General features: G+C 67.8%; 16 protein-coding genes. 9 read left to right on the top strand and 7 right to left on the bottom strand.

The genetic code is table 11. The annotated features are described in order from the left end of the window. Nucleotides 1-31: 31 nt before the first annotated feature. Nucleotides 32-700 carry an isochorismatase family cysteine hydrolase gene (locus tag EJO71_RS11015; protein WP_125948755.1) on the top strand — a complete coding sequence of 223 codons (669 nt, stop codon included), beginning with the start codon at nucleotides 32-34 and terminating at the stop codon, nucleotides 698-700. A 32-nt stretch (nucleotides 701-732) separates the two neighbouring features. Then, a complete protein-coding gene (locus tag EJO71_RS11020; RefSeq protein ID WP_171022498.1) occupies nucleotides 733-1479 on the top strand; it encodes a GntR family transcriptional regulator in 747 nt (248 codons plus the stop codon). Nucleotides 1480-1488: 9 nt separating this feature from the next. Here the strand turns inward: EJO71_RS11020 and EJO71_RS11025 are convergent, their stop codons facing one another. Both EJO71_RS11025 and EJO71_RS11030 read right to left on the bottom strand, forming a co-directional pair. Then, nucleotides 1489-2457 carry a tripartite tricarboxylate transporter substrate binding protein gene (locus tag EJO71_RS11025; RefSeq protein ID WP_125948757.1) on the bottom strand — a complete coding sequence of 323 codons (969 nt, stop codon included), beginning with the start codon at nucleotides 2455-2457 and terminating at the stop codon, nucleotides 1489-1491. A gap of 37 nt (nucleotides 2458-2494) precedes the next feature. After that, on the bottom strand, nucleotides 2495-3733 hold the full coding sequence (locus EJO71_RS11030) for a flavin-dependent oxidoreductase (RefSeq protein ID WP_125948758.1): 1239 nt from the start codon (nucleotides 3731-3733) through the stop codon (nucleotides 2495-2497). A 103-nt stretch (nucleotides 3734-3836) separates the two neighbouring features. Here EJO71_RS11030 and EJO71_RS11035 point away from each other — a divergent pair, with 103 nt between their 5' ends. Further along, nucleotides 3837-4742, top strand: a complete 906-nt coding sequence (locus tag EJO71_RS11035) for a LysR family transcriptional regulator (RefSeq protein ID WP_125948759.1) — start codon at nucleotides 3837-3839, stop codon at nucleotides 4740-4742. 21 nt (nucleotides 4743-4763) lie between these two features. Here EJO71_RS11035 and EJO71_RS11040 read toward each other — a convergent pair whose 3' ends face one another. Next, the gene (locus tag EJO71_RS11040) at nucleotides 4764-5567 is read right to left on the bottom strand and encodes an exodeoxyribonuclease III (RefSeq protein ID WP_125948760.1); all 804 of its coding nucleotides are present in this window, start codon (nucleotides 5565-5567) and stop codon (nucleotides 4764-4766) included. A gap of 12 nt (nucleotides 5568-5579) precedes the next feature. Here EJO71_RS11040 and pyrE point away from each other — a divergent pair, with 12 nt between their 5' ends. Continuing rightward, the gene (gene pyrE, locus EJO71_RS11045) at nucleotides 5580-6266 is read left to right on the top strand and encodes an orotate phosphoribosyltransferase (protein WP_125948761.1); all 687 of its coding nucleotides are present in this window, start codon (nucleotides 5580-5582) and stop codon (nucleotides 6264-6266) included. 24 nt (nucleotides 6267-6290) lie between these two features. Then, the gene (locus EJO71_RS11050; RefSeq protein ID WP_125948762.1) at nucleotides 6291-6986 is read left to right on the top strand and encodes a DUF4124 domain-containing protein; all 696 of its coding nucleotides are present in this window, start codon (nucleotides 6291-6293) and stop codon (nucleotides 6984-6986) included. Nucleotides 6987-7028: 42 nt separating this feature from the next. Here the strand turns inward: EJO71_RS11050 and gatB are convergent, their stop codons facing one another. From gatB to gatC, 3 genes are read right to left on the bottom strand one after another with little or no spacing between them, the layout of a single operon-like run. Then, nucleotides 7029-8519, bottom strand: a complete 1491-nt coding sequence (gatB, locus tag EJO71_RS11055; protein WP_125948763.1) for an Asp-tRNA(Asn)/Glu-tRNA(Gln) amidotransferase subunit GatB — start codon at nucleotides 8517-8519, stop codon at nucleotides 7029-7031. Nucleotide 8520: 1 nt separating this feature from the next. Next, entirely contained in the window at nucleotides 8521-10032 is a 1512-nt protein-coding gene (gene gatA / locus EJO71_RS11060) for an Asp-tRNA(Asn)/Glu-tRNA(Gln) amidotransferase subunit GatA (RefSeq protein ID WP_125948764.1), read from the bottom strand. Further along, the gene (gene gatC, locus EJO71_RS11065; protein ID WP_056515488.1) at nucleotides 10032-10331 is read right to left on the bottom strand and encodes an Asp-tRNA(Asn)/Glu-tRNA(Gln) amidotransferase subunit GatC; all 300 of its coding nucleotides are present in this window, start codon (nucleotides 10329-10331) and stop codon (nucleotides 10032-10034) included. The genes gatA and gatC overlap by 1 nt, the downstream gene beginning before the upstream one ends. A gap of 215 nt (nucleotides 10332-10546) precedes the next feature. On the opposite strand from gatC, the gene EJO71_RS11070 reads away from it, so the two are divergent. From EJO71_RS11070 to mrdA, 4 genes are all read left to right on the top strand, one after another. Next, nucleotides 10547-11590 (top strand): rod shape-determining protein, encoded by a 1044-nt coding sequence (locus EJO71_RS11070; protein WP_007833435.1) that lies wholly within the window; start codon nucleotides 10547-10549, stop codon nucleotides 11588-11590. A gap of 172 nt (nucleotides 11591-11762) precedes the next feature. Next, on the top strand, nucleotides 11763-12722 hold the full coding sequence (gene mreC, locus EJO71_RS11075) for a rod shape-determining protein MreC (RefSeq protein ID WP_125948765.1): 960 nt from the start codon (nucleotides 11763-11765) through the stop codon (nucleotides 12720-12722). Beyond that, nucleotides 12719-13240 carry a rod shape-determining protein MreD gene (mreD, locus tag EJO71_RS11080; protein WP_125948766.1) on the top strand — a complete coding sequence of 174 codons (522 nt, stop codon included), beginning with the start codon at nucleotides 12719-12721 and terminating at the stop codon, nucleotides 13238-13240. The genes mreC and mreD overlap by 4 nt, the downstream gene beginning before the upstream one ends. A 54-nt stretch (nucleotides 13241-13294) precedes the next feature. Further along, nucleotides 13295-15265 carry a penicillin-binding protein 2 gene (gene mrdA / locus EJO71_RS11085; RefSeq protein ID WP_125948767.1) on the top strand — a complete coding sequence of 657 codons (1971 nt, stop codon included), beginning with the start codon at nucleotides 13295-13297 and terminating at the stop codon, nucleotides 15263-15265. A gap of 112 nt (nucleotides 15266-15377) precedes the next feature. Here the strand turns inward: mrdA and fahA are convergent, their stop codons facing one another. Further along, nucleotides 15378-16646 (bottom strand): fumarylacetoacetase, encoded by a 1269-nt coding sequence (fahA, locus tag EJO71_RS11090; protein ID WP_125948768.1) that lies wholly within the window; start codon nucleotides 16644-16646, stop codon nucleotides 15378-15380. Between the last annotated feature and the right edge of the window lie 28 nt (nucleotides 16647-16674).

The following is a 16674-nucleotide window of genomic DNA, read 5'->3' on the forward strand; positions in this document are numbered from 1 at the left end:
GCCGTAGCCCTGGAAACTCGCGAGGCCGAGCATGCGCATAGAGCCAGCCAATCCGTTTCCCTACGAGTTCGACATCGGCCGCACTGCGCTCGTGCTGATCGACATGCAGCGCGACTTCATCGAGCCTGGCGGCTTCGGTGAGACGCTGGGCAATGACGTGTCGCTGCTCGAAGCCATCGTCCCCGCGACGAAGGCGGTGTTGCAGGCATGGCGGCAAGCCGGTGGCCTCGTCGTGCATACGCGGGAAGCGCACAAGGCCGATCTTTCCGACTGCCCACCCGCCAAGCGCAATCGCGGCAACCCCACGCTGCGTATCGGCGATGAAGGGCCGATGGGCCGCATCCTCGTCGCGGGCGAGCCGGGCAACCAGATCATCGAGGCGCTCGCGCCCGTCGAGGGCGAGATCGTGATCGACAAGCCGGGCAAGGGCGCGTTCTACGCCACCGGCCTGCACGAGTTGCTGCAAGCGCGCGGCATCACCCACCTGCTGTTCGGTGGCGTCACGACCGAGGTCTGCGTGCAGACCAGCATGCGCGAAGCCAACGATCGCGGCTACGACAGCCTGTTGCTGGAAGACTGCACCGAAAGCTATTTCCCGGCGTTCAAGGCGGCCACGCTCGACATGGTGCGCGCACAGGGCGCCATCGTCGGCTGGACGGCGCAGGGTACCGCGCTGCTTGCGGCGCTGAAGAGTCCGTAGTGACACCGACGCCAGCGACTAACATTCCATCCGTGTCTACCGTTCGCCCCCGCTCCGAAGCTTCCGCTCCTGCCCCCGCCGATGCGGCCGTCTTCCGTACGCGGGCCGACGAGGTCTACGCGCAGCTCAAGCGCGACGTGGCCGATTTCATCCTCGTGCCCGGCGACCGCTTCACCGAGAGCGAGATCAGCGACCGGCTCGGCGTTTCGCGCACGCCGGTGCGGCAGGCGCTCTTCAGGCTGCAGCAGGAGGGCTTCGTCGAGGTGCTCTTCCGCAGCGGCTGGCGCGTGCTGCCCTTCGACTTCGACCAGTTCGAGCAGCTCTACGACCTGCGCATGGTGCTGGAGACCACCGCCGTGCACCGCCTGTGCGAGACCGACCGCCACATCGACCGCGCCCTGCTGGACACGCTGGCCGACATCTGGCTGGTGCCCGTGGCGCAGCGCAGCGCCGACATGGCGCAGGTGGCGCAGTGGGACGAGGCTTTTCACTGCGCGCTCGTGGCCGCCGCCGGCAATGCCGAGATGGCGCGCGTGCACGGCGACGTGACCGACCGCATCCGCATCATCCGCCGGCTCGACTTCACCAAGCAGCCGCGCATCGACGCCACCTACGACGAGCACGCGAAGATCCTGAAGGCCGTGCGCGCGAACCGCGGCGACCAGGCCGCGATGCTGCTGCGCGCGCACATCGAGACCAGCCAGGCCGAGGTGCGCAAGATCACGCTGCACCAGGTGCATCTGGCGCGGCATGCGGGGAAGGCTTCGGGCCCGCGCTGAACGGCTGCTTCAGTCCGCAGTGATGTTGCCGCGCTTCACCACGGCGGCCCAGCGGTCGGCGTCTTTCCTGATGAGCGTGCCGAATTCAATCGGCGTCGAGCTTGCCGGCACCATGCCCTGCGACTCGAATGACTTCGCCACCTCGGGCTGCTTGAGCACCGCCGCGATCTCCTTGTTGAGCCGCGCCACCACGTCCGGCGGCGTGCCCTTGGGCGCGAGCACGCCGTACCACATGTCGACGTTGTCGGCGGTCACGCCGGCCTCGGCCAGAGTCGGCACGTCGGGCAGTTGCGGCAGGCGCTTGCCGCTGCCGGTGGCGATGGCCTTGAGCTTGCCGGCCTGGATGTGCTGCAGCGCCACGTGCACCGGCAGGAACATGTAGTCGATGCGGCCGCCGAGCAGGTCGGTCACCGCGCCGGCCGTGCCCTTGTACGGCACGTGAAGCATCTCGGTGCCCGTGCCCTGCATGAAGAGCGCCATCGACAGATGGTGCGGCGTGCCGACGCCCGGCGTGGCATAGGCCAGCTTGCCAGGCGCGGCCTTGGCGGCGCTCACCATCTGTGCGACCGTCGCTGTCTTCTGCACGTTCGGGTTGGTCACCAGCAGCAGCGTGCCCCAGGAGGTGAGCGACACCGGTGCGAAGTCGGACACCGGGTCGTAGCTCAGCGAGCGGTAGAGACTGCGGTTCATCACCAGTGTGTTGACCTGCACCAGCAGCGTGTAGCCGTCGGGCCTGGCGCGCGCCACGCGCTCGCTGCCGATGTTGCCGCTGGCGCCGGCCACGTTTTCCACGATCACCGGTTGGCCCAGCAAGGCGGGCAGGCGCGCGGAGAGCTGGCGCGCAATCAGGTCGATGCCGGTTCCTGGCGTGTAGGGCACCACGAGCGTGACCGGCTGGTCGGGCCATGCGAATGCGCTGGTGGCGGTGCCGGCGGCGACGAGCAGTGTGGCGAGGGTCTTCTTGATCAGCGAGCGCATGGTCTCTTGTCTCCGTGTTCTTCCGTGGGTTGCCTGTTCAAAGGTAGGAAGCGCGCGCCTTCAGGGCGGTCGGGTCGTAGCCGGCCACGCGCTTGTAGTTGTCCGAGATGGCCTGCAGCTCGGCGACGGGCACGACCTCGTCGATGCTGTCGAAGCGCTTGCCGCCCGAGCGTTCGAACACCTCACGCAGGATGGCGTCGGGCGGATTGCTGCGGTTGGTCAGCACCACCTCGGTGGTGGCCTTGACGCGCACGCGGTCGTAGTCTTCGAGCGCGGCCGTGCCGACGCCGGTCTTCTTCAGTGCGCCCGCAAGGTAGCGCGCGTCGATGATCGCCTGCCCCGCGCCGTTGGAGCCGCGCGGCACCATCGGGTGCGCGGCGTCGCCAAGCAGCGTGAGGCGGCCGTGCGTCCAGCGCGGCAGCGGGTCCTGGTCGACCATCGGGTACTCGAGGATGGTGTCGGAGGCGAGGATCAGCGCTGGCACGTCGAGCCAGTCGAAATGCCAGCCGGCAAAGGCCGGCAGGAAGTCTTCGAGGCGGCCCTCGCGGCTCCAGTCGCGCATGGCGGGCTTCGGCGCCTCGATTTCGGCGACCCAGTTGATGAGCTGGTTGCCCTCGGCATCGACGTCGTTGCGGATCGGGTAGATCACCATCTTGCCGACCGACAGCCAGCCCGCGCGCACCATGCTGCCGCCCGAGAGAAAAGGCTTTCGGCGTGCGGTGCCGCGCCACATGTTCACGCCCGAGTAGCGCGGCGCGCCTTCATTTGGGTAGAGCTGCCTGCGCAGCGCCGAATGAATGCCGTCGCAACCCACGGCGACCGCGCCGCGCACCGGCGGTGCGTCGGCGAAATGCACGGTGACGCCGTCCGCGTCCTGTTCCACGTGAGTGCAGCGGCGCCCGCACACCACGCTGTCGGGGCCGAGGCGCTTCAGCGTCTCTTCGTAGAGCACCGTCTGCAGGTCGCCGCGATGTATGGAGAACTGCGGCCAGTCGTAGCCTGCATGCCGGCCGGCCGCCTCGCGGAAGACCAGCTGGCCGTGCTCGGTGAAGAAAACCGCTTCCTGCGTGCGCACGCCGACCTTGTCGAGGGCCTCCAGCAGACCGAGTTCGGTGAGCTCGCGCACTGCGTGCGGCAGCAGGTTGATGCCCACGCCCAGCGGCTTCAGCTCGGGCACGGCCTCGTACACGCGGCAGGGAACGCCTGCCTGGTGCAGGCTCAGCGCGAGGGTCAGGCCGCCGATGCCGGCGCCAAGGATGATGACTTCGTTGCTCATGATGATCGGTCTCGTTGCGTGCGTTCTTGTCTCGGCCCGCATTAGGAACTTGGATAGATCATTTGTGAAATTTAGATGTGATATGGATTTATCATGAATCCATATGAATCTATCGACCCGCCAGCTGCGCGCCTTCCTGCAGGTGGCGCGCGTGGGCAACTTCACCCGCGCCGCCGAGCAGGCGCACATCACGCAGGCAGGGCTCAGCATCCTGATCCGCGAGATGGAAAAGCAGCTGGGCTGCCGGCTGTTCGACCGCACCACGCGCGTGGTGAGCCTCACGCCCGCGGGCCGGCGCCTGCTGCCGGTGGTGGAGCGCATGGTGACCGACCTCGACGACGTGGCTGCCGAGCTGGGCGCCGAGGGCGACGTGGCGCGCCAGACGCTGCGCATCGCGGCCACGCCGCTGGTGTCGTCCCATCTGCTGCCGCAGGTGTTCGCCAGCTTCCGAGCTACCCATCCGCAGGTGAGCCTGCGCCTGTTCGACGCCGACCTGCGGGACGTGGAGGCGATGGTGACGGCCGGCGAGGCCGACGTGGGCCTGGGTTTCTTCTTCAAGGCCGCGCCGGGGCTGGCTCGCGAGCCGGTGGGGCGCTTCCACCTGATGCGCGTGGCGCCGGCCGATGAAACTGCGGAGCTGCAGACCGTCGGCACCGCGCCGTGGTCGGCATTGCGCGGCGCGGAGCTCGTCGGGCTGCCGCCCGGCAATCCGATCCAGAAGGTGATCGACCAGCACCTCGCCGCCATCGGCCGCGCCGACGCGCAGCGCACCGCCTTCAACTTCTTCGGCACGCTGATCTCGATGGTGGAGGCGGGCTTCGGCACCGCCGTGATGCCGACCTTCGCGCTCGCCGCCTGCCGCCGCCACCGCGTGCGCACCGACGTGCTGACCAAGCCGAAGGTGGGGCTGGACTTCTATCGCATCACCAAGCGCGGAGCGCACGAGACGGAGGCCATGCAGGCTTTCGTGGCCACGCTGGAGAAGGCGCTGCCCGCGCTGTCGCGATGAGCGGGCGGACGCCTTGGTTGTCTACAGCTTGAAGTCGTAATCCACCGTGATCGGCGCGTGATCGCTGAACTTCACGGTCTTGTAGATCTGCTCGGTGCGCGCCAGCGAAGCGATCTTCGGCGTGGCGAGGTGGTAGTCCAGCCGCCACCCCACGTTGTTCGCGTAGGCCTGGCCGCGGTTGCTCCACCAGGTGTAGGCCTCGCCGGTGGTGTCGGGCTTGAGCATGCGATACACGTCCACCAGGCCCGCGCCTTCGGTGCCGGCGTCGAGCAGCTTCGTCATCCAGGCGCGCTCCTCGGGCAGGAAGCCGCTGTTCTTCTGGTTGCCGCGCCAGTTCTTCAGGTCGATCTCTTTATGGGCGATGTTGATGTCGCCGCACAGCACGAACTCGCGCTCCTTCTTCAGCGCCACCAGGTGCGGAAAGAAGCCCTTGAGGAAGCGGAACTTGGCCTCCTGGCGCTCCTCGCCCGAGCTGCCGCTCGGGAAGTAGCAGCTGATGACGGAGAACTTGCGCTTGGGCGTGTCGAAGCGCAGTTCGAGGTAGCGGCCCTCGGCGTCGAACTCGGGGTCGCCCCAGCCCACCACGACCTGGCTCGGAGCGTGCTTGGTGTAGACGGCGGTGCCGGCGTAACCTTTCTTCTCGGCGAAGTGGAAATGGCCCTTGAGGCCGGCCATTTCCTCGAACCGGCCCTCGATGTCGCTGGCCTGGACGCGGATCTCCTGCATGCAAATACAATCCGGCGCAAGTTCGGCCACCCAGTCGGCCACGCCCTTGGTAGCGGCCGAACGCAGGCCATTGAGATTGAGACTGGTCAGTTTGAACACAAGGAATTTCCGATGGCTGTAGATGGTGAGAAGAAAAGCAGCGCGGTCGCACAGGACTTCGTCCAGTTCGCACTGGATGCGGGTGTACTGCGTTTTGGGGAGTTCAAGACCAAGGCCGGTCGCATGAGTCCTTATTTCTTCAATTCGGGCCTCTTCGACGACGGCGGCAAGATCGCCCGGCTCGCCGGATTTTATGCAGACCGCCTGATCGAGAGCGGCCTCGAGTTCGACATGATCTTCGGCCCCGCCTACAAGGGCATTCCGCTGGGCGCCACGGTGGCCGCCGAGCTGGCCCGCCGGGGGCGCAACTACCCCTTCGCCTACAACCGCAAGGAAGCCAAGGCACACGGCGAAGGCGGCAACCTGGTGGGCGCGCCGCTCAAGGGGCGCGTGCTGATCGTCGACGACGTGATGTCCGCCGGCACCGCGGTGCGCGAGTCGATTGCCGCCATCGAGGCAGCGGGCGCCACGCCGCATGCGGTGGCCATCGCGCTCGACCGGCAGGAAAAGGCCACCGAGAACGGCGTCGACGTGGACCACAGCGCCGTGCAGTACGTGCGCAACCAGCTGGGCCTTTCGGTGATCGCCATCGCCACGCTGGACGACCTGCTGAGCTACCTCTCCGGCAGCGCAGCGGCCGACCTGGGTACGCACCGCGATCGGGTGCTGGCCTATCGCACGCGCTACGGCGCCAGCTGAAGACAAAAGGAGCAGGGCTGCCGAATGCACCACGCACGCGACGATCACGGTTCACCGGTCCGCCTGCTGGCGGCGGCATCATTCCTCCTCATTGCCTCCTCGTTCTGCGGCCCGTTGCAGGCCCAATCGCAGAAAGTGGAAGGCGCGTCCGCCGGCATCTACACCTGCACCGACGCCCGCGGCCGCACCTTGACGGCCGACCGGCCCATTGCCGAGTGCAGCGACCGTGAGCAGCGCGAGCTCAACCCGAGCGGATCGGTGCGCCGCAAGGTCGAGCCGACCTACACGGCGCGCGAGCTGCAGGAGCGCGAGGACCGCGCCCGCGAAGCCGCCATCGTGGCGGCGCGCCAGACCGACGAGCGCCGCCGCGAGCGGGCCCTGCTGGTGCGCTACCCGAACCTCGCCACGCACGACCGCGAGCGCAGCGAGGCGCTGTCGCAGATCGATGCCGTGGCGGAGGCAGCGAAGAAACGCATCGCCGAGCTGGGCGAAGACCGCAAGAAGATCGACGAGGAAATGGAGTTCTACAAGCAGGACACCAGCAAGGCGCCGGGTGCGCTGCGCCGCAAGATCGACGAGAACACGAAGAGCGTGGCGGTGCAGAACCGCTTCATTTCGGAGCAGGAAGACGAGAAGAAGCGGGTGAATGCGCGCTTCGACGAAGAGCGCACGCGGCTCAAGACGCTCTGGACTCCGCAGAACGGCGGGAACCCCCGCTGAGGCGTCAACCGGGGCCTTGCGCAAGGCCCCGGCTTCATTCGATCAGGCCAGCTTGGCCTTGAGCAGCTCGGTGACCTGCGCCGGGTTCGCCTTGCCGCCGCTGGCTTTCATGACCTGGCCGACGAGGGCGTTGAGGGCCTTCTCCTTGCCGCCGCGGTATTCCTCGACGTTCTTCGCGTTCTTCGCGATCACCTCGTCGAGGATCTTGTCGAGCGCGCCGGCATCGTTCATCGGCTTCAGGTCCTTGGCCTCGATGATCGCGTCGACATCGCTGCCTTCGCCGGTCCACAGGGCTTCGAACACCTGGCGCGCGGCGTTGTTCGGCAGCGTGCCGTCGGCGATGCGCTTGACCAGCTGGGCGAGCTGCTGCGCCTTCACGGGAGCGGCCTCGATGCCGATCTCGGCGGCGTTAAGGCGGCGCGCCATTTCGCCGGTGATCCAGTTGCTCGCGAGCTTGGGCGTGGCGCCCGCGTTCACGGCTTCGTCGAAGTAGCCGGCGAGCGCCGCGCTCTGGGTGAGCTGCGCTGCGTCGTATTCCGACAGGCCGTGGTCGCGCACGTAACGCTCGGCCATCGCGCGCGGCAGCTCGGGCATGGCGGCCTTCACGCGCTCGATCCAGTCGGCGGCGATGACCAGCGGAGGCAGGTCCGGGTCGGGGAAGTAGCGGTAGTCGGCCGAGTCTTCCTTGGCGCGCATGGCGCGCGTCTTGCCGGTGTCGGGATCGAACAGCACGGTGGCCTGCTCGATGGCGCGGCCGTCCTCGATTTCTTCGATCTGCCAGCGGATCTCGTAGTCGATCGCCTGCTGCATGAACTTGAAGCTGTTCAGGTTCTTGATCTCGCGGCGCGTGCCGAGCTTGTCGCCGGGACGGCGCACCGACACGTTGGCGTCGCAGCGGAAGCTGCCTTCCTGCATGTTGCCGTCGCAGATGCCGATCCAGGTGACGATCTTGTGCAGTTCCTTCGCATAGGCCACGGCCTCGGCGGTGGAGCGCATGTCGGGCTCGGTCACGATCTCCAGCAGCGGCGTGCCGGCGCGGTTCAGGTCGATGCCGCTCTGGCCGATGAAGTCCTCGTGCAGCGACTTGCCGGCGTCTTCCTCGAGGTGGGCGCGCACCAGGCGCACCGTCTTCTGCTCCTCGCCCACGAAGAACGACACCGAGCCGCCCTGCACCACGGGAATCTCGAACTGGCTGATCTGGTAGCCCTTGGGCAGGTCGGGGTAGAAGTAGTTCTTGCGCGCGAACACGCTGCGCGGCGCGATGTGCGAGCCCAGCGCCAGGCCGAGCTTGATGGCGCGTTCGACCGCGCCCTTGTTCATCACGGGCAGCGTGCCGGGCAGTGCCAGGTCGACCGCGCAGGCCTGCGTGTTGGGCTCGGCGCCGAAGGCGGTGGAGGCGCGGCTGAAGATCTTGCTCGCGGTGGAGAGTTGCGCGTGCGTCTCGAAGCCGATGATGACTTCATAGCCGCGCACCAGCGGGCCGGTCGGGCGGCCCTGTTGTTGTGCTTCGAAGGTGTTCACTGTCTCGCTCATTTCAGAAGCCCTCCGGCGTGCGCATGTGCCAGTCGGTGGCCTGCTGGAAGCGGTGCGCCGCGTTGAGCAGCTTCGCTTCGCCGAAGTAGTTGCCGATCAGCTGCAGGCCCACGGGCATGCCGCCGTCGAAGCCCGCGGGCACGCTCATGCCGGGCAGGCCGGCCAGCGATGCGGGCAGCGTGAAGATGTCGGCGAGGTAGTCGGCCACGGGGTCGTCGCCGTGTTCGCCGAGCTTCCATGCGGTGGTGGGCGCGGCGGGGCCGACGATCACGTCGCACTGCCTGAAGGCCTGCTGGAAGTCGTCGGCGATCATGCGGCGCACCTTCTGCGCCTGCAGGTAGTAGGCGTCGTAGTAGCCGTGCGAGAGCACGTAGGTGCCGATCATGATGCGGCGCTTCACTTCGTCGCCGAAGCCTTCGGCGCGCGTGCGTTCGTACATCTGCGTGAGCGCGCTCTTCTTGCTCGCGGGGTCGATGAAGTCCTTGGCACGATGGCCGAACTTCACGCCGTCGAAGCGGCTCAGGTTGCTCGAGGCCTCGGCCGCGGCAATGATGTAGTAGACGGGAATCGACAGCTCGGTGCGCGGCAGCGTGACCTCGACGCGCTTTGCGCCGAGCTTCTCGTACTGGGCCAGGGCTGCGTCGATGGCCGCGCGCACGCCGGGTGCGACGCCTTCGCCGAAGAACTCCTTGGGCACGCCGATGCGCAGGCCTTCGAGCGAGTCGTTCAGCGAGCGGCCGAAGTTCTCGGCGGGCTTGTCGAGCGAAGTCGAATCGCGATCGAGATCCGGACCGCAGAAGGCCGACAGCAGCAGCGCGCAGTCTTCGGCAGAGCGGGCCATCGGGCCGGCTTGGTCGAGGCTCGAGGCGAAGGCGACCATGCCGTAGCGCGAGGCGCGACCGTAGGTCGGCTTGATGCCGGTGACGCCGCAGAACGATGCGGGCTGGCGGATCGAGCCGCCGGTATCGGTGCCGGTGGCTGCGGGAGCCAGGCGTGCAGCGACTGCAGCGGCGCTGGCGCCGGAGGAGCCGCCCGGAATGCGCTCACGGTTCCACGGGTTCTGCACCGGCACGACCTTGTCGTGGCCCACGGCGGGCACGGCGACGTTCTCGTTGGCCGAGCCCATGGCGAACTCGTCGCAGCTCAGCTTGCCGAGCGTGACCGCGCCGGCCTCGGCCAGGCGGCGCACCACGGTCGCGTCGAAGGGCGAGCGGTAGCCCGCGAGCATCTTCGAGCCGGCGGTGGTGGCGAAGTCGGTGGTGACGAAGATGTCCTTGTGCGCGATCGGCACGCCGGCCAGCGCGGGCGCATCGCCCTTGGCGATCAGCGCGTCGGCGGCGCGGGCCTGGGCCAGCGTGGTTTCTTCATTCACGTCGACGAAGGTGCCCAGCGACTCGTGCGCCTTCATGCGGCCCAGGAAAGCCTGCGATGCCTCGACGGCCGAGACCTTGCGCTCGGCCAGCGCCTTGGCCAGCTCGACGACGCTCAATTGGTGCAGTTCACCGCTGCTCATCATTCGATCACCTTGGGCACGAGGAACAGGCCGGCTTCGACGGCCGGGGCGCTCTTCTGGTTGGCTTCGCGGTTGTCGGGTTCGCTCACCACGTCGTCACGCAGTCGCAGCGTGATGTCTTCGAGCGCGGCCACGGGATGGGCCAGCGGCTCGACGCCCGCGGTGTCCACGGAACGCATACGTTCGACTAAGTCGAAAAAGCCATTGATCTGGCTGAGCATGCGCTCGCTTTCGTCGGGAGCAAGTTGCAGCCTCGCCAGCGAGGCGATGCGCGCAATATCGGAAGCGGAGAGAGACATAGGTCGGAACGGCCCAAAAAAGCGGAGGTAATCGCACGCCGAAACGGGTGCTAATACGGGAATCAGAGGGGATTCGGGTATTATCCCGCCTTTGCCGCAACCCCCGCGAACGCGCCGGCTTTTGCGCCAAAAACGATCAATTCACCCCGTCAAACGACCCAGAAAATAGAGCGACGACCTGCCGATGCGCAGGCCGTGCTCAGAGGATTCCGCACATGTTTGGAGCTTTCCGTCGGTACTTTTCCACCGACCTTGCGATCGACCTCGGCACCGCCAACACCCTGATATTTGCCCGCAACAAAGGCATCGTGCTCGACGAGCCTTCGGTCGTCGCCATCCGCCACGAAGGCGGTCCCCATGGCAAGAAGGTGATCCAGGCCGTCGGCCGCGAGGCCAAGGCCATGCTGGGCAAGGTGCCCGGCAACATCGAGGCGATCCGCCCGATGAAGGACGGCGTGATCGCCGACTTCGTGATCACCGAGCAGATGATCAAGCAGTTCATCAAGATGGTGCACCCGCGCACACTGCTCACGCCGAGCCCGCGCATCATCATCTGCGTGCCTTGCGGCTCCACCCAGGTCGAGCGCCGCGCCATCAAGGACGCGGCCGAGGCGGCGGGCGCCACCTCCGTCTACCTCATCGAGGAACCCATGGCCGCGGCCATCGGCGCCGGCCTTCCCGTCAGCGAAGCCTCGGGCTCGATGGTGGTGGACATCGGCGGCGGCACCACCGAGGTGGGCGTCATCTCGCTGGGCGGCATGGTCTACAAGGGCTCGGTCCGCGTGGGCGGCGACCGCTTCGACGAAGCCATCATCAACTACATCCGCCGCAACTACGGCATGCTGATCGGCGAGCCGACGGCCGAAGTCATCAAGAAGAACATCGGCTCGGCCTTCCCGGGCTCCGAAGTCAAGGAAATGGAAGTCAAGGGCCGCAACCTCTCCGAAGGCGTGCCGCGCAGCTTCACCATCAGCAGCAACGAAGTGCTGGAAGCCCTGACCGATCCGCTCAACAACATCGTCTCGGCCGTGAAGAACGCGCTGGAGCAGACGCCGCCCGAGCTGGGCGCCGACATCGCCGAGCGCGGCATGATGCTGACCGGCGGCGGCGCGCTGCTGCGCGACCTCGACCGCCTGCTGGCCGAGGAAACCGGCCTGCCGGTGCTGGTGGCCGAAGATCCGCTGACCTGCGTGGTGCGAGGCTGCGGCATCGCACTCGAGCGCATGGACCGCCTGGGCAGCATCTTCACGAGCGAATAACCAAGGCACACCCCCAGGCTTCGCGCACTTCGTGTCGCTGCGCCAACCCCCTTGCAGGGGGCAATACCAGCGGCCCGGCAAAGCCGGTTCCGCGGTATTCCTGGCAATGGATCGTGTGTTAATTTCCTGCGTTGCAAGTCGCGCAAGGCGCGGTGAAAACTAGGCCGAATTCATGCCTCTGGGCACGCTCGATCGCACAGCGCCACCCCTGTTCAACCAGGGGCAGTCGGCACTCAGCAAGCTGATCTTCTTCGGCGCGCTCGCCCTGTTCCTCATGGTGGCCGATGCGCGCTTCCACATCGTCCAGCCGATCCGCGCCGGCATCGGCGCGGTGCTCTACCCGGTGCAATGGGTGGCGCTGAAGCCGGTGCAGGCCGTGCTGGGCGGCGGGCGCTACCTCGAAGACCTGCAGACCGCCCAGCGCAACGAGGAAGACGCACGCAAGGCGCTGATGATGCAGGCCGAGCGCGCCGCGCAGGCCGACACGCTGGCGCAGGACAACGCCCGCCTGCGCGAGCTGCTCGAGCTGCGCCAGACCACCACCACGCCGGGCCGCGCCGCCGAAGTGCTCTACGACGCGGCCGACCCCTACACCCGCAAGATCGTCATCGACCAGGGCCTGGCCCAGGGCGTCCAGCCAGGCTCGCCGGTGATCGACGCGCGCGGCGTGCTCGGGCAGGTCACGCAGGTGCTGCCCTTCACGAGCGAGGTCACGCTGGTGATCGACCGCGACCTTTCCATTCCCGTGCAGAACACCCGCACCGGCGTGCGCAGCGTGGCCTTCGGCGACGCCTCGGCCCACGGCGGCGGGCTGGAGCTGCGTTTCATGGCTGCCAATGCCGATCTGCAGGAGGGCGACCTGCTCTCCACCAGCGGCGTCGACGGCATCTACCCCGCCGGCCTACCGGTGGCGAAGATCGAACGCATCGAGCGTCGCGCCGACTCGGCCTTTGCCCGCATCTACTGCGTGCCGCTGGCCCATGTGACGGCCGCGCGCTACGTGCTGGTGCTCGAACCGACGGGCACGCCGGCCGCGCCGCCGCCGGCCGCGCCCGTCACGACCCAGCGCAAGCGCCCCGAGGGCAAGCCTGGCGCGGGCAAGAACGAGAAGAAGCCGGGAGTCCGCCCATGATCAAGCGTCCCGGCCAGCAGCAGCTCCTGCTGCCCGTCAGCCCTCTCTTCATGTGGAGCAGCCTCGTGGTGGCGCTGCTCGTCAACATGATTCCCATCGGCCGCGCGGTCTGGATGCCCGACCTGCTGGCACTGGTGATCGTGTTCTGGGGCGTGCACCAGCCCGCGCGCGTGGGCATCGGCGCGGCCTTCGTGTTCGGCCTGTGCATGGACGTGCACCAGTCGTCGATGCTGGGCCAGCATGCGCTGTCCTACACCACGCTGGGCTTCTTCGCGATCACCATCCACCGGCGCCTGCTGTGGTATCCGGTGGCCTCGCAGGCGCTGCAGGTGCTGCCGCTCTTCGCGCTGTCGCAGTTCATCGAGGTGGTCACGCGGATGATCGGCGGTGGCGTGTTTCCGGGCTGGACGGTGCTGGCCTCGCCCGCCATCGAGGCTGCGCTGTGGCCGCTCGCAACGGCCCTGCTGCTGGCACCCCAGCGCAGAACCCCGGAACCGGACGAGAACCGCCCCCTCTAAGCCCCGTTCCCCGCATTTGCCATCGCACCTGCGCGCGCCTAAGCTCCCATCGCAATGACCGAAATCCGCAACGTCGCCGCAGACCTCGCGCGCTTCAAGCGCCGTGTGATCGTCATCGGGCTGGCGGTGCTTTTCGCGTTCGGGCTGCTGTGCGCGCGGCTGGTGTACCTGCAGGTCACGCGGCACGAAGACCTGGCCGAGCAGGCCGAGAGCAACCGCACGGCGGTGGTGCCGGTGGTGCCCAACCGGGGCTTGATCCTCGACCGCAACGGCATCGTGCTGGCCTCCAACTATTCGGCCTATACGCTGGAGATCACGCCCTCGAAGGTGGGCGACGTCGAGGAGACCATCGACAGCCTCACGCAGGTGCTCGAGGTTTCGCCGCGCGACCGCCGCCGCTTCAAGCGCCTGCGCGAAGACTCGCGCAGCTTCGACTCCATCCCCATCCGCACCCGCCTGAGCGACGAGGAGGTCGCGCGCTTCGCGGCCCAGCGCTACCGCTTCCCGGGCGTGGAGATCAAGGCCCGCCTGTTCCGCAACTACCCGCAGGGCGAGCTGGCCTCGCACGTGCTCGGCTACATCGGCCGCATCAACCAGCGCGAGAAGACCGCGATGGAAGACTGGGACGAGGAAGACCAGGCCAACTACAAGGGCACCGACTACATCGGCAAGCTCGGCATCGAGCAGAGCTACGAGAAGACGCTGCACGGCCAGACCGGCGTGGAGCAGATGGAAACCTCGGCCGGCGGCCGCGCCGTTCGCCGCCTCGCCAGCCACCCCGCCACGCCGGGCAACACCGTGATGCTGTCGCTCGACATCAAGCTGCAGAAGCTGGTGGAGGACATGTACGGCGACCGCCGCGGCGCGCTGGTGGCCATCGACCCGAAGACCGGCGAGGTGCTGGCCTTCGTGAGCAAGCCCACCTTCGACCCCAACCTCTTCGTCGAGGGCATCGATAACGAAAGCTGGGCGGCGCTGACCGAATCCATCGACAAGCCGCTGCTGAACCGCGCCCTGCGCGGCACCTACCCGCCCGGCTCCACCTACAAGCCCTTCATGGCCATGGCGGCGCTGCAGACCGGCAAGCGCGGACCCAGCGTGGTGGTGAACGACCCTGGCTACTTCAACTTCGGCGGCCACCGCTTCGGCAGCCCCGAAGGCTACCTGGGCGGTGTCGACATGCGCCGCTCGATCCAGCTGTCGAGCAACATCTACTACTACTCGCTGGCCAACGAGATGGGCGTGGACCTGATCCACGACTTCATGAAGCCGCTGGGCTTCGGCCAGATCACCGGCATCGACCTGGGCGGCGAGGTGCGCGGCGTGCTGCCCAGCACCGAGTGGAAGCGCAACGCCTACAAGCGCCCCGAGCAGAAGAAGTGGTACGCGGGCGAGACCATCTCGCTGGGCATCGGGCAGGGCTACAACTCCTTCACGATGCTGCAGCTGGCGCAGGCCACGGCCATCGTGGCCGACGGCGGCCTCAAGCACAAGCCGCACCTCGTGCTGGCCACGCGCAACACGGTGAGCGGGCAGGTGGTGCCGCTGGCGCAGCCGCCGGCGGAAAACCTGGGCTACTCGGCCGCCAACGTCGCGGTGATCCGCGAGGGCCTGACCAGCGTGGTCACCAGCGGCACCGCGCGCGGCGTGTTCGCGGGCGCGGCCTACCAGGCGGCCGGCAAGACCGGCACGGCGCAGGCCGTGACCCAGGCGCAGAACACCAAGTACAACGCGCGCGCCCTCGAGGAGCACCAGCGCGACCACGCGTTGTTCATGGCCTTCGCACCGGTGAACGATCCGAAGATCGCCGTGGCCGTGATCGTGGAGAACGCCGGCTGGGGTGCGGGCGCCGCGGCCCCCATCGCGCGCCGGGTGTTCGACTACTGGCTTGCGAACCAGTACCCGAGCGAGGCCGACATGGCGGCGATCAAGATCGGCAAGGCGACCGCGCCGATCGGCAAGCCGCGCGTGGCGAGCGAAGTGGCATGGCCGGCGCCGGCTGCGATCCCTGCTACCGCGCCCTGACCGCTCAGGGCAAGGGCTCCTTCAGGAATACCGCGGAACCGGCTTGGCCGGGCCGCAGGTATTGCCCCCTGCAAGGGGGTTGGCGGCCACACGAAGTGGGCAAGCCTGGGGGTTAGCCCAATACCGTTCCGCTGACTTCACCCAGGCCGATGCGCACTGCTCCGGCGCGCTCGCAGTAGCCGCGAATGGTCAGCGTGTCCCCATCCTCCAGGAACGTCCGCTTCTCGCCGTTCGCCAGCGTGATCGGCTGCTTGCCGCCCAGCGTCAGCTCGATCAGCGAGCCGGCCTCGTCGGGCTTGGGGCCCGACAGCGTGCCCGAGCCCAGCAGGTCGCCCGGCTGCAGGTTGCAGCCGTTCACCGTGTGGTGCGCAATGAGCTGCGCGGCCGTCCAGTAGGCGGCCTCGGTGGTGTTGCCGCGCGTCAGGCGCACGGGCGCGACGCCTTCGGCACGCATCTTCGCGGTCTGCAGCAGCACTTCGAGCGTGATGTCGAGCGCGCCGCTCTCGCGGTTCGATGCCGCGTCGAGGTAGGGCAGCGGCTGCGGGTCTCCCGCGGGCCGCTCGAACTTCGCGCGGAACGGCGCCAGCGCCTCCATCGTCACGATCCACGGCGACAGCGTGCTCGCGAAGTTCTTCGAGAGAAACGGGCCGAGCGGCTGGTATTCCCAGGCCTGCAGGTCGCGCGCCGACCAGTCGTTGAGCAGCGTCACGCCGAACAGGTGCTCCTCGGCATCGGCGATGGCGATGGGCTCGCCCTGCGCATTGCCGCGTCCGACCAGGAAGCCGAGCTCCAGCTCGTAGTCGAGCCGCTTCGAGGGGCCGAAGCTGGGCGACTCCGCATCGGGCGCCTTGGTCTGGCCCTGCGGGCGCTTGAAGGACTGGCCGCTCACGCCGATCGACGATGCGCGGCCGTGATAGCCGATGGGCACCCACTTGTAGTTGGGCATCAGCGGCTGGTCGGGGCGGAACAGCTTGCCGATGGTGGTCGCGTGGTGGATGCCCGTGTAGAAGTCGGTGTAGTCGCCGATGCGGCAGGGCACCGTCATCTCGGCCCTGGCCTGCGGCAGCAGGGCCTTCGACCAGGCAGCCTGCTTGTCGCTGCCTTCGGCGAGGCCGGCGGAGATCGCGGCGCGCAGCGCCTGGCGGTCCTTCGTGCTGGCATCCATCAGCGCATTCATGTCGTCGGTGTCGACGAGGCCCGCGGCGCGCAGGTCCAGCACCTGGTCGCCGATGGCAACGCCGATGCGGAAGGCCTCGCTGCTGCCCGCGGTGCGGAAGCGGCCGAAGGGCAGGTTCTGGATCGGGAAGTCGGTGCCGGCCTCGTTGGCCGATGCGACCCAGCTGCGCAGCTTCGGGTCATGGGTGGCGTTCAGTGCGGTCATGGAGGATGTCTTTCAGGCAAATGTTCTA

Origin of the sequence: Variovorax sp. 679 (genome assembly GCF_003952185.1) — a bacterium.
In the GTDB taxonomy this organism is placed as follows: Bacteria; Pseudomonadota; Gammaproteobacteria; order Burkholderiales; family Burkholderiaceae_C; genus Variovorax.

Coding starts and splice junctions, on each gene's coding strand:
- mrdA (WP_125948767.1), top strand. CDS start 13,295: ATGACCGAAATCCGCAACGTCGCCGCAGACCTCGCGCGCTTCAAGCGC.
- gatA (WP_125948764.1), bottom strand. CDS start 10,032: ATGAGCAGCGGTGAACTGCACCAATTGAGCGTCGTCGAGCTGGCCAAG.
- mreD (WP_125948766.1), top strand. CDS start 12,719: ATGATCAAGCGTCCCGGCCAGCAGCAGCTCCTGCTGCCCGTCAGCCCT.
- EJO71_RS11070 (WP_007833435.1), top strand. CDS start 10,547: ATGTTTGGAGCTTTCCGTCGGTACTTTTCCACCGACCTTGCGATCGAC.
- EJO71_RS11030 (WP_125948758.1), bottom strand. CDS start 3,733: ATGAGCAACGAAGTCATCATCCTTGGCGCCGGCATCGGCGGCCTGACC.
- gatC (WP_056515488.1), bottom strand. CDS start 10,331: ATGTCTCTCTCCGCTTCCGATATTGCGCGCATCGCCTCGCTGGCGAGG.
- EJO71_RS11050 (WP_125948762.1), top strand. CDS start 6,291: ATGCACCACGCACGCGACGATCACGGTTCACCGGTCCGCCTGCTGGCG.
- EJO71_RS11025 (WP_125948757.1), bottom strand. CDS start 2,457: ATGCGCTCGCTGATCAAGAAGACCCTCGCCACACTGCTCGTCGCCGCC.
- pyrE (WP_125948761.1), top strand. CDS start 5,580: ATGGCTGTAGATGGTGAGAAGAAAAGCAGCGCGGTCGCACAGGACTTC.
- EJO71_RS11035 (WP_125948759.1), top strand. CDS start 3,837: ATGAATCTATCGACCCGCCAGCTGCGCGCCTTCCTGCAGGTGGCGCGC.
- EJO71_RS11015 (WP_125948755.1), top strand. CDS start 32: ATGCGCATAGAGCCAGCCAATCCGTTTCCCTACGAGTTCGACATCGGC.
- gatB (WP_125948763.1), bottom strand. CDS start 8,519: ATGAGCGAGACAGTGAACACCTTCGAAGCACAACAACAGGGCCGCCCG.
- mreC (WP_125948765.1), top strand. CDS start 11,763: ATGCCTCTGGGCACGCTCGATCGCACAGCGCCACCCCTGTTCAACCAG.
- fahA (WP_125948768.1), bottom strand. CDS start 16,646: ATGACCGCACTGAACGCCACCCATGACCCGAAGCTGCGCAGCTGGGTC.